Source organism: Thalassospira sp. MIT121401, assembly GCF_047125595.1.
Classification (GTDB): Bacteria; Pseudomonadota; Alphaproteobacteria; order Rhodospirillales; family Thalassospiraceae; genus Thalassospira; species Thalassospira povalilytica.
On record NZ_CP138926.1, the window covers coordinates 3536869 to 3555388 of the forward strand.

The following is an 18520-nucleotide window of genomic DNA, read 5'->3' on the forward strand; positions in this document are numbered from 1 at the left end:
GGACCGGCCTTGTTTGTTCAGATTACTCAGCCGGATGTTCGTGGGCGGCCTTGACGTCACCGCGCTTTGAACGGTTCTTGGCAAAGGTCCCAACAATCAGAACAAAGAACAGCGGCACGAAGAAGATCGCAAGCACGGTCGCCGCAATCATCCCGCCCATCACACCAGTCCCCACCGCCACACGGGCAGCAGCACCGGCACCGGTCGAAATCGCCAGCGGCACAACGCCAAGGGTAAAGGCCATCGACGTCATGATGATCGGACGCAGACGCTGACGGGCGGCTTCCACCGTGGCTTCAAGAAGGCCCATGCCCTGGTCATAAAGTTCGCGGGCGAACTCGACAATCAGGATGGCGTTCTTGGCCGACAGACCGATCGTGGTCAGAATGGCCACCTGGAAGTAAACGTCATCAGGCAGATCGCGCAGCAAGGCTGCAAGCACCGCACCAAGGACACCAAGCGGAACAACCATCATGACCGAAATCGGGATCGCCCAGCTTTCATAAAGGGCTGCAAGGCACAGGAAGACCACGATCATGGACAGCGCATACAATGCCGGTCCCTGTTCGCCTGCTTCGCGTTCTTCATAGGACAGTCCCTGCCATTCAAGGCCGATGCCACCCGGAAGTTTCGCAACCATTTCTTCCATGGCCGCCATTGCATCACCCGACGCAACGCCCGGTCCCGATGCACCCTGAATATTGACGGATGCCAGACCGTTGAAGCGTTCCAGACGCGGCGAACCGTAATCCCAGTTCGTGGTGGCAAATGCCGAAATCGGCACCATTTCACCAAGACCGTTGCGGACATACCAGTGATCAAGGTCTTCAGGCATCATGCGGTATTTCGCATCCGACTGCATATAGACCTTTTTGACACGGCCGTTTTCGATGAAGTCATTGACATAGCTTGACCCCCAGGCCGCAGCCAGGGTGCGGTTCACATCCGCCAGGTCGACAGCAAGCGCGCTTGCCTTTTCCTGATCGATATTGATGTTGAACTGCGGCATGTCATTCAGACCGTTCGGACGCACACCGGCCACGCGCGGATCCTGTGCCGCCATCCCCAGAAGCTGGTTACGCGCTGCAATCAGGGCGTCGTGACCATTGCCGCCACGATCCACAAGCTGAAGGTCAAAGCCGTTTGCAGTGCCCAGCTCGATAATTGCCGGCGGGGCAAAGGCAAAGACCATGGCTTCGCGGATCTGGGCAAAGGCACCATAGGCACGACCGATCACCGCACCAACAGCCTGATCCGGGCGGGTACGTTCCGACCAGTCCTTCATGTTGACAAAGGCGATACCGGCGTTCTGGCCGCTCCCGGCAAAGGAGAAGCCGGCAACCGTGAACAGACCCTGGACGTTTTCCTTTTCATTCTCAAGGAAGTGGGTTTCCAGCTTCTTGAGAACCTCGACCGTGCGTTCCTGCGAGGCACCAGCCGGGAGCTGAACCATCGAGAACATGATGCCCTGGTCTTCATCTGGCAGGAACGAGCCCGGCAGGCGGAAGAACAAGGCCGCAAGGCCGCCGACAAGGATCCCGTACACAAACAGGTAACGCCATTTGCGATGAACAACGTGATCAACACTGCCCTGATAGAACCGGTTGGTCTTGTCAAAGCCGCGGTTGAACCAGCCGAACGGACCTTTTTTCGCAAGCGGGTCGGTATGGGTCGGCTTGAGCATGGTGGCACACAGGGCCGGGGTCAGGACGATTGCCACAACCACCGACAGCGCCATGGCCGACACAATCGTGATCGAGAACTGGCGATAAATCGCCCCGGTCGATCCGGCAAAGAAGGCCATCGGCACAAACACGGCCGAAAGAACCAGCGCAATACCGATCAGCGCCCCGGTAATCTGCCCCATGGATTTCCGCGTTGCCTCGCGCGGCGGAAGCCCGTCTTCATGCATCACACGTTCGACGTTTTCGACCACGACAATCGCGTCATCGACCAGAAGACCGATGGCAAGAACCATGGCAAACATGGTCAGCGTGTTGATCGAATAGCCGAATGCGGCAAGGATACCGAATGTCCCGAGCAGAACCACCGGCACCGCGATCGTCGGGATCAGGGTCGCCCGCCAGTTTTGCAGGAACAGCAACATCACCAGGAAGACAAGAACGATTGCCTCAAACAGGGTGTGAACCACTTCTTCGATCGAGACCTGCACGAACGGGGTCGTGTCGTACGGATAGACGATCTCAAGCCCTTGCGGGAAGAACGGCTTGAGTTCCGCCAGACGGGCCTTTACGGCCTCGGCGGTGTCAAGTGCGTTGGCCCCGGTCGCAAGATAGATACCGATACCCGTTGCAGCCTGTGCATTATAGCGGGCCACCACGTCATAGCTTTCGCCACCGATTTCGATGCGGGCCACATCGCCAAGACGGACCTGCGACCCATCGGTTTCGACCTTGAGCAGGATGTTGGCGAATTCATCAACCGTCTGCAATTTGCTTTGGGCGGTGATGGTCGCGTTGATCTGCTGGCCCGGAACCGACGGGGCACCACCGATCTGACCGGCGGTGACTTCGGTGTTCTGGGCTTCGACAGCCGAACTGATATCGGACACCGTCAGGTTATAGGACAGCATCTTGTTCGGATCGAGCCAGATGCGCATTGCATGCTGCGCACCGAACACGGTGACCGAACCGACACCATTCACACGCCCGAGCGGATCTTCAACCGTGGAGACGACAAAGTCGGACAGATCTTCGGCATTCATCGAACCATCAGCCGACACAAAGCCGACAACCATCAGGAACGATCCCGATGACTTGCTGACAGTCACGCCCTGCTGCTGCACTTCGGTCGGAAGCGACGACATCGCAGCTTGCAGTTTGTTCTGTACCTGAACCTGTGCGATGTCGGGATCGGCTTCGGGTTCAAAGGTCAGCTTGATCGATGCCTGACCGTTTGACGACGAATTCGATGACATATAGCGCAGGTAATCCAGCCCGTTCATCTGTTGTTCGATGACCTGGGTCACGGTGTTTTCCACCGTCTGCGCGGACGCGCCCGGATAGGAAGCCGAAATCTCGACCGATGGCGGTGCAATTGACGGGTACTGTTCCACCGGCAACTGCCACAGGGAAAGTCCCCCCGCCAGCATAATCACCAGGGCAACAACCCAGGCGAATACGGGGCGGTCAATAAAGAATTTTGCCATTGAATAAACCCTTATTCGGCGGCTTTGGCGGTTTCGACAGGCTGGGCTGCAACAGGTGCGCCCGGCCCGATACGCTGAAGACCATCCACGATCAGCTGATCGCCATCTTCAACGCCAGCCGAAACCAGCCAGTTCTGTCCCTGGGACTGTTCGATGGTGATGTCTTTTGACGCCACTTTGCCATCGACCACGACATAGACATAAGCCGATCCATCCGGACGACGCATCACGGCCTTTTGCGGCACAAGGAATGCGTTTTCAAGATGGCCCTGACGGACCTGACCGCGCACGAACATGCCCGGCAAAAGCGTTCCGTCCGGGTTCGGGAAGACCACGCGCAACCGGATGGTGCCGGTGGTTTCATTGACCGTCACATCCGAGAATTGCAGCGTGCCCTTGTGCGGATATTCGGCACCGGTCGAGTCAATGATCAGGGAAACTTCGACCTGACCGTTTTCAACACCCTTGATGCGGCCATTCTGGATGGCCTGCTTGATCTTCATCAGACGTCCCCCGGCCTGGGTGACATCAACATAGATCGGATCAAGCTGGGTGATCGTGGTCAGTTTCGCAGTCTGGTTGGCGGTTACCAGCGCGCCTTCGGTGAAATCGGATGATCCGATCTGACCGGAAATCGGTGCGGTAACAGTGGTGTAAGCCAGATCGATGCGGGCCTGTTCCAGTTCGGCACGGGCTGCTGCGACTGCGGCCTTGCCCTGTGCTTCGGCGGCGACTGCATCATCATAGGTCTGCTGGCTGACGGCCTGCGACTTGATCAGCGGATCGTAACGCTTGCGGGTTTTGGTGGCCTGATCAAAGGTGGCGATCTGACGGGCAAGTTCGGCCTGTGCGGCATCGACCTTGGCCAGATAGACATCCTGATCAATCATATAAAGCTGCTGACCGGCTTCAACAAAGGTGCCTTCGGTGAAGTTGCGTTCCTTGATGATCCCGTCGACCTGCGGACGGATATCCGCCTGACGGAAAGCAATCGTACGCCCGGGCATTTCTTCGACAAGACCGACGGTCTGGGCTTCAAGGGTAACGGTACCAACCTGGGTTGCAGGTTGCTGCTGCGGTGCAGCGGCCTGTTTTTCAGCGCCTTCATTCTGCTCGCTGCAGGCAGCGACCATCAAGGCAAGTGCTGCCACACCGGCAAATTTCAAACAAGATCGCATGGACAAATTGCTTTTCCTTCTAAGTCCCGAGCAATGAAAACGGGAACGCTTTGTCATTGCTTTTCGAAATACTGTACGGTACAGTACACATTGTGCACTGCACGATCAAGAGCCAAAAACAACAGAATCAAGAATCATGAGTGAAACGCCAGAAAAGCTTGAAAAACAATCCACTCGCGGGTCTGCAAGACGGCGCGCCATGATGGATGCGGCCTGGAAACTTTTGCTGGAGCGGGGGTTCGCTGGCGTCACACTTAATGATGTCATTTCGCAATCGGGTGGCTCCCGTACAACCCTTTACGAAGCATTCGGCGGAAAGGACGGCCTTCTTGAAGCTGTCATGAAAGAACGCTGTCAGGAATTCTCCGCGGAATTACACATCTCGCTGGAAACCGATCTCCCTCCTCGTCACGCACTGACGGACTTCGGCACCAAACTGGCGCACAAGATAGTAACCGAGGAAGTCGCCCGCTTCACTCAAATTCTGTATTCCGAAGGCCAGAACTTTCTACCCCTGATCGAAAAATTCTTTGAAGTCGGTCCGGACAGCACACGCAAACATCTTGCCGATTACCTTTCGCGCCAGCAAAAGCTTGGCCGCATCAGCATCAATGATCCCGACCATGCGGCTGAAATGTTCGAAGCCATGGTGATCGGCGACTGGCAATCACGCATCATGAAACATCATCCAAGACCCCCGATGACCGACCGCGAGATTGAAGACCGCGTGTCGCGTGCTGTGCAGATTTTCCTGTGTGGCATCACCACCGACGAACATCGCCAAACGGTCGGATGTGACAGTTGATCACGACGGCTTTGCGATGAAAGTCAGCTACTTGTAACCTGCCGCTCCTGACAGCATCCTGTCAGCAACCCGGGTGACCGGATGGTAAACGCGCCAAACCGCGCCCTAACTTCACCAAAATTGACCTTCAGGATGCCTGACAAGACCGGATCCGGTTGCTTTGGCAGGGCGTGACATATGTGATGTCGCGCGCCATCGGATGCGTGTTTGGCGAACCGGCGTTGCGGTGCCGCAATCGGGGCATGCCCCGTGATTGATTGCAACCGTTCCAAACAGTTCACCAAAGATGCGCAAAACCGATGTAAACTGAATGCAACAGGGTCGCGTTTGTCACCATTCCAGAAGCAGGGGTTTTCTGATGCCCGGACGTCGTGTTTTTGTCGGTTTTGGCTTGTGCGCCACCTTGATGCTTGCGCTTGCCCCGCGTGCGCAGGCCATTACGGTCGACAAGGCCCGCACCGCCGTTGAAGCAATCCTGATGCAATCGGGCATCACGGCAACCGAAAGCGATGCCCGCACGGTTGACGGCGATGGCGTGGTTCTGACCTATGATGGCGTCTATCTTGATCTTCGCGGCTATTCGACCGACCGCGCGCTGACCATGGACGGGGTCACGGTTACCGTGCGCGACACCGATCAAACCAATCAGATTGATCTTGATGTCAAATTGCCCGAACGCGCGCGGATGGAAGCCGAAGCCACCAGTGACCAGCGCGATCTGACCATGCGCAATGCGGGGGGCTATCTGCGCTGGGACACTGCGCGCAACATCCCGGTGACCTTTGACGGCTTTGCCGATTTCCTGATCGGTGACGAACCGGTGACGCGCAAACACTGGATGATGAATGGCCTGATGATCCAGTGGCTGCCGGAACTGGCCCGCATTGCCTGGCAGGGTGCCGAATGGACCGGTCCCAACCGCGAAAAAATGGGGGCGGTCAAATCGGCAAGCTTTACCCTTTATCCCGGCGAAAACGGTGAAACCCATCTTGATTACGCCCATGACGGTTTATGGCTGCCCAGCCTGTTCCAGCCGCGCACCATGCGCGTCAAAAGCAGCAGCACCGGCCTGCCCTGGCGCGAAGCCAAACCGATCATTGAAAAAGGCTTCCACGATATCCTGACCGGCACCGCCCCCAGATTTGCCCGCCGCCAGATCGGTGATGCGCTTTGGCAAAAGGCCGCCCAGAACGGAGCCCCGGTCAAGGTCGAGGAATTCTACGTTGAATCCCGCGGGCTTGAGGCCCTTGGTTCCGGCGAATTCATGGCCCAGGCCGCCGCACGATATGGCTTTACCGGTGATTTTGATTTCAAATTGCTGGGCCAGGACAAGCTGGTTGACCTGCTGGGCACGCCTGACAGCCCGACCCTTCTTGGCGCCCTGCTGCCCTTTGCGGTGAACGGCCTTGCGGTTGGCCGTCCCGGCCAGCAAGGCACAACCGAATATGACGGTCAACTGCTTCCAGATGGCCGGATTGTTGTCAACGGCCTGACAGTCTATCGCACGGCTGATGGCAGTTAGATCATGAATGCACCATCTGCCTCCGATCCCTCGGACCTTGTTTCAGGGCCGTGCAATCGCATTGTGATCTATTGCCGGGATGTCGAGGCAATGGTGTCATTTTACAGCACCTATTTCGGATATCAGGTCGTTGCACGACCACAAGATCGCATCACCGAATTGCGCCGGGCGGACGGCGGGTTGGTCCTGATGCTGCATCCGGCAAGCAAGGGGCAGAAAGAAGGTCAGGCTCTTATCAAGCTGGTCTTTGACGTGCGTGATGTTGTCGCGTTTCGCGCCCATCTGCTTGCAGCCGGACTGACTGTCGGTCCGGTCCATGAGGCCGATAACTATCAGTTTGCCAATCTCAAAGACCCGGCGAAGAATTCGGTTTCGATATCAAGCAGGGCCTTTTGCACAGGCTGATCGGCATTTGGTTAAACCATGGATCGAAACAAGCCTGCATTTCCAATACGGCCCTACTCTGTGGCCTGGACACCCCGTTCTATGATTGCTGCGCATTCATGCAGATTTTCACGGCCGCGTTGGTTCGAAAAAATACATATTATTGACGTTCATCTCGGAACTTCGCATGATCCGCATTCAAGGTCGGCGCAGCGAATGCCGGCCCAAAAGAATCAGGGAGTTTCAGGTAATGAAAATGAACAAATCGGGCCTTCTTTCCGGACTGGTCCTGGCAGGCAGCCTTTTTGCGTCCGTCTCAAGCGTATCGGCCGAGGAAATCAAGGTCGGGATCGCCAATTTCGGCGAACATCCGCAGCTTAATGCGGCGATTGCAGGCTTCAAGGAAGCCATGGCTGAAAACGGCTTTGTTGAGGGCAAAGACGTTTCCTATTCCGAAAGCCACACCAACTTTGACGCATCCCTGGTGCCCCAGATGATCACCAAGCTGCAATCCGAGAATCCGAAACTGATCTATACGATCACCACCCCGGTTTCGCAGATCGCCAAACAGGCGCTGGCAGGGTCTGGCATTCCGATCGTCTTTTCGGCTGTGACCGATCCGGTTGCCGCCAAGCTGGTCCCGTCATGGGAAGCCGGTGACGAAGGTATGACCGGCGCGTCCGATCTTCAGGATATCGCAGCGGTTCTGGAATTCACCCGCAAGCTTCTTCCTGATGCCAAGCGCCTTGCCCTGCCCTACAACCCGGGCGAAGCCAATGACGTTGCCCTTCTTGAAAAGGTCGAAGCATTGGCACCGGCCGCTGGTTTCTCGGTCGTTGCGGTCGGCATTGATAACGTCAATGACATCCAGCAGCGCATCACATCGGTCGCAGGCAAGGCAGACGTCATCTATACCCCGGCATCGAACCTGATTCAGCCGGCCATTGCCGCCGTGTCAGCCGCTGCCCGCCAGATCGGCGTTCCGATTGTCAACTCTGACAGCTCGGCTGTTGCCAATGGCACCGTTCCGGCCAGCTTCTCGGTCGATTACAGCCAGGTCGGCCTGAATGCCGGCAAGATCGCCGCCGAAATCCTTAAGGGCAAATCACCGGCAGACATTCCGCCGTCCGCCCCGTCCTATGAAACCCATGCACCGATGATTTCAAAATCGGCTGCTGCTGCCTTCGGGATCGAAATTCCGGCTGAATTCAACGATTGCGGCTGCATCGTCGAATAATTTCGTCCAGACCTGAACACACATTGGCGCCGCAAGTGGTCATTCCCTTCGGCGCCAATGCCATTTCGCCATGTCACACATGGCCCAAGGAGAAGACGGATGCTTGAAATCCGATCTGCACGCAAAACCTTTTACGCCGGACAACCCGACGAAAAGGTCGCACTTGATAATCTTGACCTGACCTTGCAAACCGGCGAATTCGGCGTAGTCATCGGATCAAACGGGGCAGGCAAAAGCACGATGCTGAACGCCGTGTCTGGCGCGCTTCCCCTTGATAGCGGTCAAATCCTGATTAACGGGGATGACGTCACCAACACCCCGGTTCATAAACGCGCCACCCGGATTGCGCGCGTGTTTCAGGACCCGATGCTGGGAACTGCGGCCAGCATGACGGTTGCCGAAAACATGCTTCTGGCCGAATTGCGCAGCAAAAAACGCACCCTTGCGCGCGGGCTTAATGCCAAACGGCTTGCCGATTACAAGGAACGGTTATCCACCCTGGGGCTTGGTCTTGAAAACCGCCTGAACACCAAGGTGGAACTTCTGTCTGGCGGACAGCGCCAGTCATTGTCGCTGATCATGGCGGTTGGCGGATCGCCCGATCTGCTGTTGCTGGATGAACATACCGCCGCCCTTGATCCGCGCACCGCCGATCTGGTGATGCAGGCAACCGTTCGCGCGGTCGACAGCCTGAAACTGACGACATTGATGGTGACCCACAATATGCAGCACGCTGTCGATTACGGGCATCGCGTCATCATGCTTGATGCCGGCCGCGTCAAACTTCAGATCGGTGGCGACGAAAAAGCAAATATCACCGTGGCAAAACTGGTCGATCATTTCGCGGTCAAGACCGATGCGATGATGTTGGGGGCTTAAGAATACTATGGAATTTCTGTCTTCGACCTTTACCAGCTATGTCGCGCTTGTGCCGGTGACCCTTGCCCAAAGCCTTATTCTGGCCTTTGTGGTTCTGGGCATCATGATCCCGTTCCGCACCCTGCATTTCCCCGATCTGACCAGCGAGGGCGCATATCCGCTGGGCGGGTGTGTTTGTGGTGTTCTGATTGCCGCGGGCATAAACCCGGCGCTGGCGATCATCGTGGCCCTGTTGTGCGGTTTTCTGGCTGGCTGCTGTACGGCCCTTATTCATCTGCGGTTCCGCATTCACACCCTGCTTGCCGGTATTTTGATGATGACGATGCTTTACAGCATCAATCTGCGCATCATGGGCAAATCGAACCTGTCGATCTTTGGCTCGGACAGTGTCTATAACTGGGCACCGTTCGTTACCCCGGGCTTCCCGGTCAGCAAGATCATCATTGCCGGGATCATTGGTGCGGCTGTGTTTCTGGCCCTGAACTGGTTTTTCAAAACCGAAAAGGGCACGGCCCTTCGCGCGGTTGGCTCCAACCCCGCCATGGCCGAGGCACAGGGCATTTCGGTCTGGGTTTCCACCATTGTCGGTGTCGGTCTTGCCAGTGCCTTTTCGGCGACCAGTGGCGCATTGATGGTCCAGTCACAAGGCTTTGCCGATGTGAATATGGGGCTTGGTATTCTGATCAATGGTCTTGCCGCCTTGATGATCGGCGAGGCGGTCGTCGGCAAACAAAGTGTGTTTCGCCAGCTCCTCGCCCCCTTTGTCGGGGCGATCATTTATTATCAGCTGGTGTCGCTGTGTCTGGCGGCCGGCATGCCACCGCCCGATCTTAAACTGGCGACCGGGTTGTTTGTTCTGGCCATGCTGGCCCTGCCCAGCCTGAAACGTGGACGCGGCGGCGCACCCGCACGCGAGAAATTGCGCGAATAGCCTTCGCGCGGTCTGCGTCACTATGCAACCGGTCTGAAAACAAAACGGCCGCCCTTCCCATCCGGAACGGCGGCCGTTTTTCATATCAGGTCATCGCGGACTGCATTCACGCCGCAAGCAGGAAAACACCCGCTGCTGCGATGGCACCGCCGCCGGCACGCACGGCAAATGGGGCGGCCTTTTCGGCCAGCTTTTTAACCGACATGCCAAGACCAAGTCCGATGGCATGAAGTGCCGCCGTCGCAACAGCAAAGCCGATCCCGTATTCGATGCCGCTGGCGGTTGCCGGCATTTCTGTGCCATGGGCATGACCATGGAAAACCGCGAACAGACCAACCAACGCCATCGCCGCACCGGTCGGCAGATGTTTGCCAAGGGCAATAACCGCGCCCAGCACAATCACCGAACCGACAATGCCAAGCTCAACAAACGGCAGGGCAACATTGGCAACGCCCAGAATGCCGCCGACAATCATCATGCCGACAAAGGACAAAGGCAGAAGCCAGACCGACTTGCCCCCTTGCTGGGAGGCCAGAATGCCGACCGCAACCATCGCCAGCAAATGGTCAAGACCACCGATCGGATGCCCGAAGCCCGATGCAAAACCCGAAACCGTGCCCGCCCCGGTATGGGCCAGTGCCGGCGTTGCCGCCAAAACCGCCATGGCAAAGGCAACAAGCGATGAATGCCGCATTCTGAATTCTCCTGTATGATCTGAAACTCGAACTTATGAAGTTTTTAAAAATTATCATACAAGTCGTTCAATGCCAATATCCCAAACGAAAAGGGCGGGGAAAATGCCCCGCCCTTTTGCCAGAAGATAGGTTGGATCAGCTGTTACCAGCTGTATTTAAGGGTCGCCAGAACCGTGCGGCCATCACCGTAATAGCGGCTGCCAAAGGTATTGGAAGACACATATTCGCGGTCGGTCAGGTTGGTGGCATTGACCGACAGGCTGACATCATCGGTCACCGCATAAATGACCGCTGCATCAAACAGCGTGTATCCGCCAAGCGTTTCGGTATTGCCGTCATTACGTGCACGTTCGCCGGTATAGCGCATGCCCCCGCCAAGGGTCAGATCCCCAAACCAGCCCTGCCCCGGAATGGTGTAATCAAGCCATGCGGATGCCTGATGTTCGGGAACGTTTGCCGGGCTGTTGCCGATATTGGCTGCTGTAATGTCGTCTTTGATTTCCGCATCCAGATAGGTATAGGCAAGCGTCAGGTTGGTCTGTTCATCAAGTGACATTTTGCCTTCCAGCTCAAGCCCGCGCGAATTGATTTCGCCGATCTGCTTATAGCTGCTGGTGCTTGAATTCCACTGCGACACGTTTTCCTGTGTCAGGTCAAACAGGGCCGCGGTAAACAGCGCATCAAAGGTTTCGGGCTGATATTTCACACCGATTTCATATTGCGTGCCTTCCTGCGGCTTGACCCCATCGGGGCGCGACGCCAGACCGGAATAGACCGGCTGGAAGGATTCCGAATAATTGCCGTAAATCGAAACTTCGTTGGTCGCCTTATAGGTCAGACCAAGGCGCGATGTGAATTTGTGATCATCGCGTTCGGCCGTGGTGCCGCTGCTGATGGTGTCGGTGTCACTTTGAACATAATCAAAACGCCCGCCAACCGTCGCAATCCAGTCATCGGCAATGGTCAGCTGTTCCTGCAGATAGGCACCATAGGTCGACTGGGTGATTTCGGTGTCGGAACTGCTTGTGAATGTGATGCATGAAAGCCCGCAATAGGACGGGTTGTACGGATCAATTGCCGATGCCGTACCGTCGCGGCGGAATTCGCGGTTCCGGTCACGGTTGAAATCGATCCCCATCAGCGTTTTGCTGTCAAAGGTATCGTTGATCGCCGTGTCATATTGCAGCTGGTTGTCGATCCCGAAGCGGTCAAGTTCACCATAAATCGCAAAGGCATTACGATTGCCAAGCGGCGTGCTGTCATTGAGATAGATGGTTTCATAGGTCAGATCGACATGGGTGTAACGCGCGCTCTGACGAAATTCGAGCTTGTCGGTAATCTGGTGGGAAAGCGCATAACCGATATTGGTTTCTTCGGTGTCGAAATTGTTGAAATCCGGTTCCCCAAAGAATGCATCACGGCTGGTTTCGATCCCGATCGGATAGCCATAGCCAAGGCCGCTGTCGCGTTCGCTGTAACTTGTCAGAAGGGTGACTTCGGTGCCTGCCTTGGGCTTGTAGGTAAAGGCCGGCGCGATATAAAGACGGTCATCCTGCGAATAATCCTGGCTGCGTTCGGCATCCTGCCAAAGGCCGGTCAAACGGTATGTCCAGTTGCTGCCCTCGACCACAGGGCCGGTGACATCCCCGCCACCGCGCAAGTGATTTTCACCAAAGGTGGTAAAGACTTCGCCGCCGGCTTCGTCTTCGGGACGTTTGGTCGTCATATTGACCAGACCGCCCGGACCATTCAGGCCAAACAGGCTTGATGTCGATCCCTTAAGCACATCGATCTGCTGCAAACCATACGGTTCGGGACGGCTGTTGGTGAAGTTGTAGATACGAATGGGAAGACCATCGCGATAACTGCTAAGCGACGTCTGGCCAAAGCCGCGAATACGCACATAGTCATAGCGATAATCCGACCCGTATTCCGCGGCCTGGACACCGGCGGTATAGGAAACGGCCTGCTGGATGTCCTGAACGTTGCGGGTTTCCATTTCTTTCTGGGTGATCACGGACACGGCCGATGAATCATCAAGAATTGGCGTGTCGGTTTTCGATGCCGTGCGGCTGCGCGATGCGACAAAGCTTTCGGTAATGGCAACATCCGGACCCGATGCTTCTGCGCCATTCGCCTCAACCCGGATCGGGTCAAGAACTTCGCCCTGTGCGGCCCCGCCGGTATTGACCGCTTCGATCACCACGGTTTCGTCATCGGTAATGTCGTAGCTCAGTCCGGTTCCGCGCAGCAATGCTTCAAGTGCCGTATCTGCACGCATGGTACCGGAAACGGCACTGGCCTGCACATTACGGGCAAGCGCGCCATCCACAGTCACCTGAAGCCCGGTCTGAACACCGAATTGCGCAAGCGCACTGGTCAGCGACTGGGCCGGAATGTCAAAGGCATATTGACCATCAATGCCGTTTGCCGCGACCTGGGCGGTCGCATCGCTTGCAAACATGACGGGCGCCAAGGCGGTCGTCATCATCAAGGCACTGGCTATAACTGCAACACGTCCACGATTACGCAGCGTGTCTGCACCCCCACTCTTCATTCGTCTTAATCTCCGTTTTACGTCATATGCCCCAACCAGACTGAGAATGCAAACGCTTCTCAATGGCGAGATATGAAACAAAACGGATCGGCTGAGTGTTTTTTCAAAAAAAGTTTCAGAAAATTCAAAATCGGCCTGAAAGCCCCGGTTTTAGGCAAATTTCCCGACGCGTTTCATGATCCGGATTTGATCAGGACGGCGACACGACAAGCAACCAAGGGGTGATTTCACGCACCGTTGCCTTTTGCGCACGGGCCATGCCGCGCAGGGCTGATACCGGATCATCAAGGCGATAAACCCCGGTCACTGTCTGACGGGACAGTTCGGCATCGGTAATGACGATGGTGCCGGTATAGTACCGGCGCAACCGGTCAACGATTTCACCCAGCGGCTGATCCTGGGCAATCAGCTGATTGTGGCGCCATGCGGCGATCTGGCTTGCCGGGGCGGTTGACCGGCGAACCTGTCCGTCGCGGCTGACCCGGGCCTGTTGTCCGGCTTCAAGCAATTCTGACACTGGCGGTACGGTCGGGGCATTTTCAACACGGACCAGGCCATGTTCAACCGCGACACTTGACCGACCCGCCGTATCAGACACATCAAACCCGGTGCCCAGCACGGTTACGGTCACGGCATCGGCACCGACGGTAAACGGTTTTTGCGGATCGGGGGTGACTTCAAAAAACGCCTCCCCGCTTAGCAATTCAACAAACCGGGTGGTGCCATCCATCCGCACCTTGATCGCGCTTTCAGGTGCAAGGGTCACTGTGCTGTTATCGACCAGCGTCACCGTGGTAATTTCGGCTGTCTTGGTGAAATGATCAGCCTGCATTTCGGTTGCAATCCGCGGCCCGATTATTGCCGCAACCAGGGATGCGGCAATGGCAAGCCCGCCAAGACCAATCCCGCGCCAGGATGTATTGCCGCGTTTTTTAAACCGGCTTTGGGCGGCGATAACTTTGGCGGTTTCTTCGGCCCGGGCTGCGATGGCATCTTCGCCAGCAGCAGTTCTGACATCAGCCAGATCGTCTTCGGATGCCCGTCTGGCATCCAGAAAACGCTGCCAGTCGGCCTTGCCGTCTTTGGCCTGATCCGCCCCAAGCGGTGCGATCCCCGCCATCAGATCGGCGGTGCGTCTGGTCGCATTCCAGGCATCAAGATGCAGCGGATCCTGCGCGCACCAGGCATCAAATTCTGCCTTGAGTTCGCGGTCCTCGGGCGCTTCGTGCAACCGGATAATCCAGTCGGTTGCTTCTTTTGCTGCCTTGGCTTGCGCCGGGTTTGTCATCCCTGTCATCACACCATTTCACCGTCCGGGCGCACAATTTGATCGGCCGTGCCACGGACATATCTTGTCAGCAATCGCATCTGATCACCACCCAGACGGGCAGCAATGCGATCTTCTACACTGAAAAGAATGACCGGGTCATGCATTACCTTCATGGCCAACCGCCCAGACGTTCGCGGCAATGGTCAATACCATCCGCCACCAGCTTGTGGGCGAGCGGAACAGAAATATCGAGGAATTCGGCAATCTCGCGCAGCTTGGCCCCGCCAAAGCGATGCATTTCGCAGGCAATCCGCGTTCTTTCGGGAAGCTCGGCCAGGGCCTGCATCAGGGTGGCATAGTCATCCTTGTAAAGAACGATGGTTTCCGGGTCCGGCGTCTGTGCGGGCGAAATATTGGCGATCACTTCATAGTCAGCCGCCCCGGTAACACGGCTTTCCTGTGCATCGCGCCGTTTGCTATCAAGGGCAAGATTGCGCACGATCCGGTAAAGATACCCGGTCGCGTCTTCCAGAAACCGGCCTTTGGACGCCTCGTCAAATCGCAACCAGGCTTCCTGCACCAGATCTTCGGCCAACACACGGTTGCCGATGATCGAACTGGCATAGTTCACAAGCGCCGGTCTTTGGCGCATGAACAAAACCAGTGATGTCGCGTTTGAAGTCGCGTTTCCGGGCAATCCGAACGTCCTTTGCGGCAAGCGGACAGGATCAGACAGGATCGGGTCCGCGCGGGCCATCACGATTATCGCAAATGATACTGATTATCAATACTATATTTTGTACCCTCCCCGTCAACCGAGGACAGATTACGCGACTTAGGCAAACGTCGACATTCACGACACGCTTGATTTCTGAGGTTCACGTTTGAACTCCCAGTGTCCCGAACCACGGTTTTCACTTATGAGGCAAAGGCAGAAACAATAGTTCCACACAGTCAAAACACAACCTGTGCGTTTAAGTTTGTTGACATTTCCTCTCGCAGATTACAAAACAATATCAAGTGGTTGAGGGATCATGAAATTGTGGGGGAAGTGCGTGTGAGACGCGGGACAAGCAGAGTTGCCAATGAAACAGCTAGAATAGTTAAAAACTTCAAAGTAACGCGATGTAAAGCAACAAACTCGGCGACCAAGTTAAAAAACCACGCCGTGGGGCTTTGTATTGCAGCACTGTTTTTGCTTGTCACCGCCCATAGCGCATATGCCTATAGCGTAACGGACGACAATGGCACTGCAGCGACAACAAAGACGATTACAAACGAAGCCATCGGAACATTTGGCGGTGATGAGATCGCGTTTTTTCATGACGCCAATCCGGCCCCAGCCGGTTTTGCCGCAGGTGACACGCTAGAGATTTCATTGAGTGGCGGGGCGACTTTTGCTGATGCCAATATGGTCTTTGAAGGCATGCACGGTGGCGCAGGTAACGGAGATCTGACTTGGGTAACCTTTTCGGGTTCTCCGCAAGGCAAGTCATCGATCAGCCTTACAATCAAACAAGGCACGAACCCGGCATCATTTGCGCTATTTGACGGCTTGGTTCTTAGCGGCGACACATTTGCAGGCCAAAATACAAACTTCAATCTTCCCCAGATTGCCGGGCGCGATATCTTTATTACTTTCACCTTGCGCGACTCTGGCGGCACGCTTAAGGCAACGGTAAAACACAAGCTGTTTGACAATACGCTTGCCCCGGCTGGCGACCTTGAAGAGTCGCAGTCAGCAATTAAAAGCGTTATCGGCACCCATATCAGAAACATCACCTCGCAAAGTGTCGGACTTTCCGGGCTCTTGACCGGACGCGGATTTGGTCGTGGCGGCGGCAGCCTTGGCGGCCTGTTTGGCGACAATGCCGCATTCGGAAATGCCTTGGCAGAGTCGACAGGCCTGACATTGCCTGTTGATATGGAGTTAAACGAAGGACGGGGCAGCTTTGCGGCAAACCTCAACAGCGTGATGAATTGGACCGGCGAACTTGCCGCCGGAGAGCAAAATACAAATGGCCTTCCGCCCAGCCAGTTTTCCAATTTTGAAAGTCCCATGAACCTTTGGGTCAAGGGCAGATGGGAAGGCATTACTGACAGCCGGGGCGGCACGACCGGAGATAGCGATTTCGGTCTGTTTATGACCGGCGTAGATTATCGTCTTAACAAAAACACCATGATAGGCCTGCTTGGCCAGTATGACCTTTATAAATCGACGGCCACCGGCCAAAACAGCCAAGGCAAGGGACATGGCTGGATGGTCGGACCCTATATGGTGTCGCGACTGGATGAAAACCTGATCTGGGATGGGCGTGTTGCCTGGGGCAGGTCAAAAAACAAGATCAACCCGGTCGGTCGCGGTTGGGACAAGTATGATGGTGAACGTTCGCAAGTGGAGACAAATCTAACCGGCGACATCCGCACCGATGAGTGGGAGTTCTATCCTCAGATCGGCCTTAACTACTTCCGTGAGGAACAGAAGTCGTACACCAATTTCGGCGGAGAACGGATCGACTCCCAGACCATATCTTATGGAAACCTTACATTCGGCCCGGAAATTGTGCGCGTCCTGAAAGTGGAAGATGGCCCGACCTATCGCCCATTCGTGGCCCTTCGCGGCATCTGGGATTTCCAGGCACCGCCAATTGAGCACGCGAATGGCAGCCAAGTAGATACCGAAAAATTACGTGCCAAAGCCGAGTTTGGCGGCGACATCACATTCGCCGATGGCGGCAGCATCTATGCCAAATATGCCTATGACGGTATTGGTCTGGCGAACTACTCGTCACATAGCTTCGAAGTGATTGCCAATACACCCGTCACATTGGGTTTCCTGCCGGACAATACGCAATTCAAATCATCCTTCAATCAGGCAATGAATGCCACCCAGACAAGCACATTCAGGGTGGGACTTGATATACCGCTTAATTGAACGGATCCTTGAAACGAAATGGGGTGGCTTTGTGCCACCCTTTTTTCTAAGCGTCCTGCGCCGGTCGGACGGAATGATCATTACCCGTCAGAAAGCCGGCAACGTAAACGTAAGCTGTGGCTGTCACGCCAGCACCCAAACAAGTAAGGCGCGTATAAATTTCCCCATAGCGCCATCACAATGCAACGACCATACTTTAGGAAATTGGTTACCTTGATCGTCTAGTGTGCGATGTAATCGATAAAAACACGCCTTTGGGGAGCTAACCATGCAAAAAACCAGCTTTATCATTCTGGTAACCGGCATTGTCGCGGCTGGAATGTGGGGCATTGGTGACTATTTGGGCCGCAAGGGCGAAGAACATGGCGATATCACGCGTGGCCAGTCCATTGCCGAGCAAACCTGTTTGCGGTGTCACACCAAGTTTGACGGCGACCAGGCCCCGGATCCGGCCGTTGCCGATGCGCCGTCCCTGGCAAGTTTCGGTCTGCGCTGGCCGCTTGAAAACCTCGAAGAAGCACTGGCAGAAGGCATCACCGTATCGCATGACAATATGACGATGCCGGAATTCACCCTGACACCGGAAAGCATCGCCGATCTTCTGGTCTATATGGAATCCTTAAGCCAGGAAGCGCGCGCCAAAGCCGGAAAATAACCGCGCTCCTGACCCGCGCTGTCATCTCGCATTTCATCCTGGCCGTCATCCCGCCTTATCATTGCCGGACCAAACCCGCCCGATTCCCCGCCGGTTTCGCCCCCGAAGGCCATAAAAATCCGGCGCATGATCAAACCTGAATGCGTGTGCGTATGTGCGGGTCGACCATCATGCCCAATCCCCTTGAAAACCGGCGCATTTCGCAATTTCGCGCCTGCACAAACCAGCCGAGAATTAGTCTGCAAATCCCCCCATAAATCACCGGTTGGTTGAATTTGAACTTGACTTGAACCGATTCAACGC

General features: G+C 55.8%; 15 protein-coding genes. 8 read left to right on the forward strand and 7 right to left on the reverse strand.

Annotated elements, in window-relative coordinates:
• Positions 1-22 precede the first annotated feature (22 nt).
• Both SIB88_RS16275 and SIB88_RS16280 read right to left on the reverse strand, forming a co-directional pair.
• Positions 23-3169, reverse strand: a complete 3147-nt coding sequence (locus tag SIB88_RS16275) for an efflux RND transporter permease subunit (RefSeq protein ID WP_068517927.1) — start codon at positions 3167-3169, stop codon at positions 23-25.
• 11 nt (positions 3170-3180) lie between these two features.
• Complete coding sequence (locus SIB88_RS16280; RefSeq protein ID WP_068517926.1) at positions 3181-4347, reverse strand: efflux RND transporter periplasmic adaptor subunit; 1167 nt, start codon at positions 4345-4347, stop codon at positions 3181-3183.
• 136 nt (positions 4348-4483) lie between these two features.
• Between SIB88_RS16280 and SIB88_RS16285 the strand changes: the two genes are divergently transcribed.
• From SIB88_RS16285 to SIB88_RS16310, 6 genes are all read left to right on the forward strand, one after another.
• Positions 4484-5152 (forward strand): TetR/AcrR family transcriptional regulator, encoded by a 669-nt coding sequence (locus tag SIB88_RS16285; RefSeq protein WP_114113504.1) that lies wholly within the window; start codon positions 4484-4486, stop codon positions 5150-5152.
• A 358-nt stretch (positions 5153-5510) separates the two neighbouring features.
• Positions 5511-6674 (forward strand): hypothetical protein, encoded by a 1164-nt coding sequence (locus SIB88_RS16290; RefSeq protein WP_412558551.1) that lies wholly within the window; start codon positions 5511-5513, stop codon positions 6672-6674.
• A 3-nt stretch (positions 6675-6677) separates the two neighbouring features.
• Positions 6678-7079 (forward strand): VOC family protein, encoded by a 402-nt coding sequence (locus SIB88_RS16295; protein WP_206927855.1) that lies wholly within the window; start codon positions 6678-6680, stop codon positions 7077-7079.
• 229 nt (positions 7080-7308) lie between these two features.
• Positions 7309-8295 (forward strand): ABC transporter substrate-binding protein, encoded by a 987-nt coding sequence (locus SIB88_RS16300; RefSeq protein ID WP_068517920.1) that lies wholly within the window; start codon positions 7309-7311, stop codon positions 8293-8295.
• A 99-nt stretch (positions 8296-8394) separates the two neighbouring features.
• Positions 8395-9174, forward strand: a complete 780-nt coding sequence (locus SIB88_RS16305) for an ABC transporter ATP-binding protein (protein ID WP_228194167.1) — start codon at positions 8395-8397, stop codon at positions 9172-9174.
• 7 nt (positions 9175-9181) lie between these two features.
• Entirely contained in the window at positions 9182-10105 is a 924-nt protein-coding gene (locus tag SIB88_RS16310) for an ABC transporter permease (RefSeq protein WP_412558552.1), read from the forward strand.
• Positions 10106-10211: 106 nt separating this feature from the next.
• Here the strand turns inward: SIB88_RS16310 and SIB88_RS16315 are convergent, their stop codons facing one another.
• From SIB88_RS16315 to SIB88_RS16335, 5 genes are all read right to left on the reverse strand, one after another.
• Positions 10212-10799 carry a HupE/UreJ family protein gene (locus tag SIB88_RS16315; RefSeq protein ID WP_412558553.1) on the reverse strand — a complete coding sequence of 196 codons (588 nt, stop codon included), beginning with the start codon at positions 10797-10799 and terminating at the stop codon, positions 10212-10214.
• A 143-nt stretch (positions 10800-10942) separates the two neighbouring features.
• The gene (locus SIB88_RS16320) at positions 10943-13357 is read right to left on the reverse strand and encodes a TonB-dependent siderophore receptor (RefSeq protein ID WP_412558554.1); all 2415 of its coding nucleotides are present in this window, start codon (positions 13355-13357) and stop codon (positions 10943-10945) included.
• Between the two features lie 190 nt (positions 13358-13547).
• The gene (locus SIB88_RS16325) at positions 13548-14654 is read right to left on the reverse strand and encodes a FecR family protein (protein WP_412558555.1); all 1107 of its coding nucleotides are present in this window, start codon (positions 14652-14654) and stop codon (positions 13548-13550) included.
• Positions 14654-14800, reverse strand: a complete 147-nt coding sequence (locus SIB88_RS16330) for a hypothetical protein (RefSeq protein ID WP_170310244.1) — start codon at positions 14798-14800, stop codon at positions 14654-14656. Before SIB88_RS16330 ends, SIB88_RS16325 begins: the two co-directional genes overlap by 1 nt.
• Positions 14797-15384 (reverse strand): sigma-70 family RNA polymerase sigma factor, encoded by a 588-nt coding sequence (locus SIB88_RS16335; protein WP_412558556.1) that lies wholly within the window; start codon positions 15382-15384, stop codon positions 14797-14799. The genes SIB88_RS16330 and SIB88_RS16335 overlap by 4 nt, the downstream gene beginning before the upstream one ends.
• 300 nt (positions 15385-15684) lie before the next feature.
• Here SIB88_RS16335 and SIB88_RS16340 point away from each other — a divergent pair, with 300 nt between their 5' ends.
• Positions 15685-17562 (forward strand): autotransporter outer membrane beta-barrel domain-containing protein, encoded by a 1878-nt coding sequence (locus SIB88_RS16340; RefSeq protein ID WP_412558557.1) that lies wholly within the window; start codon positions 15685-15687, stop codon positions 17560-17562.
• Between the two features lie 268 nt (positions 17563-17830).
• Positions 17831-18217, forward strand: coding sequence for a c-type cytochrome (locus SIB88_RS16345; RefSeq protein WP_412558558.1), 387 nt, complete (start codon positions 17831-17833; stop codon positions 18215-18217).
• Positions 18218-18520 lie beyond the last annotated feature (303 nt).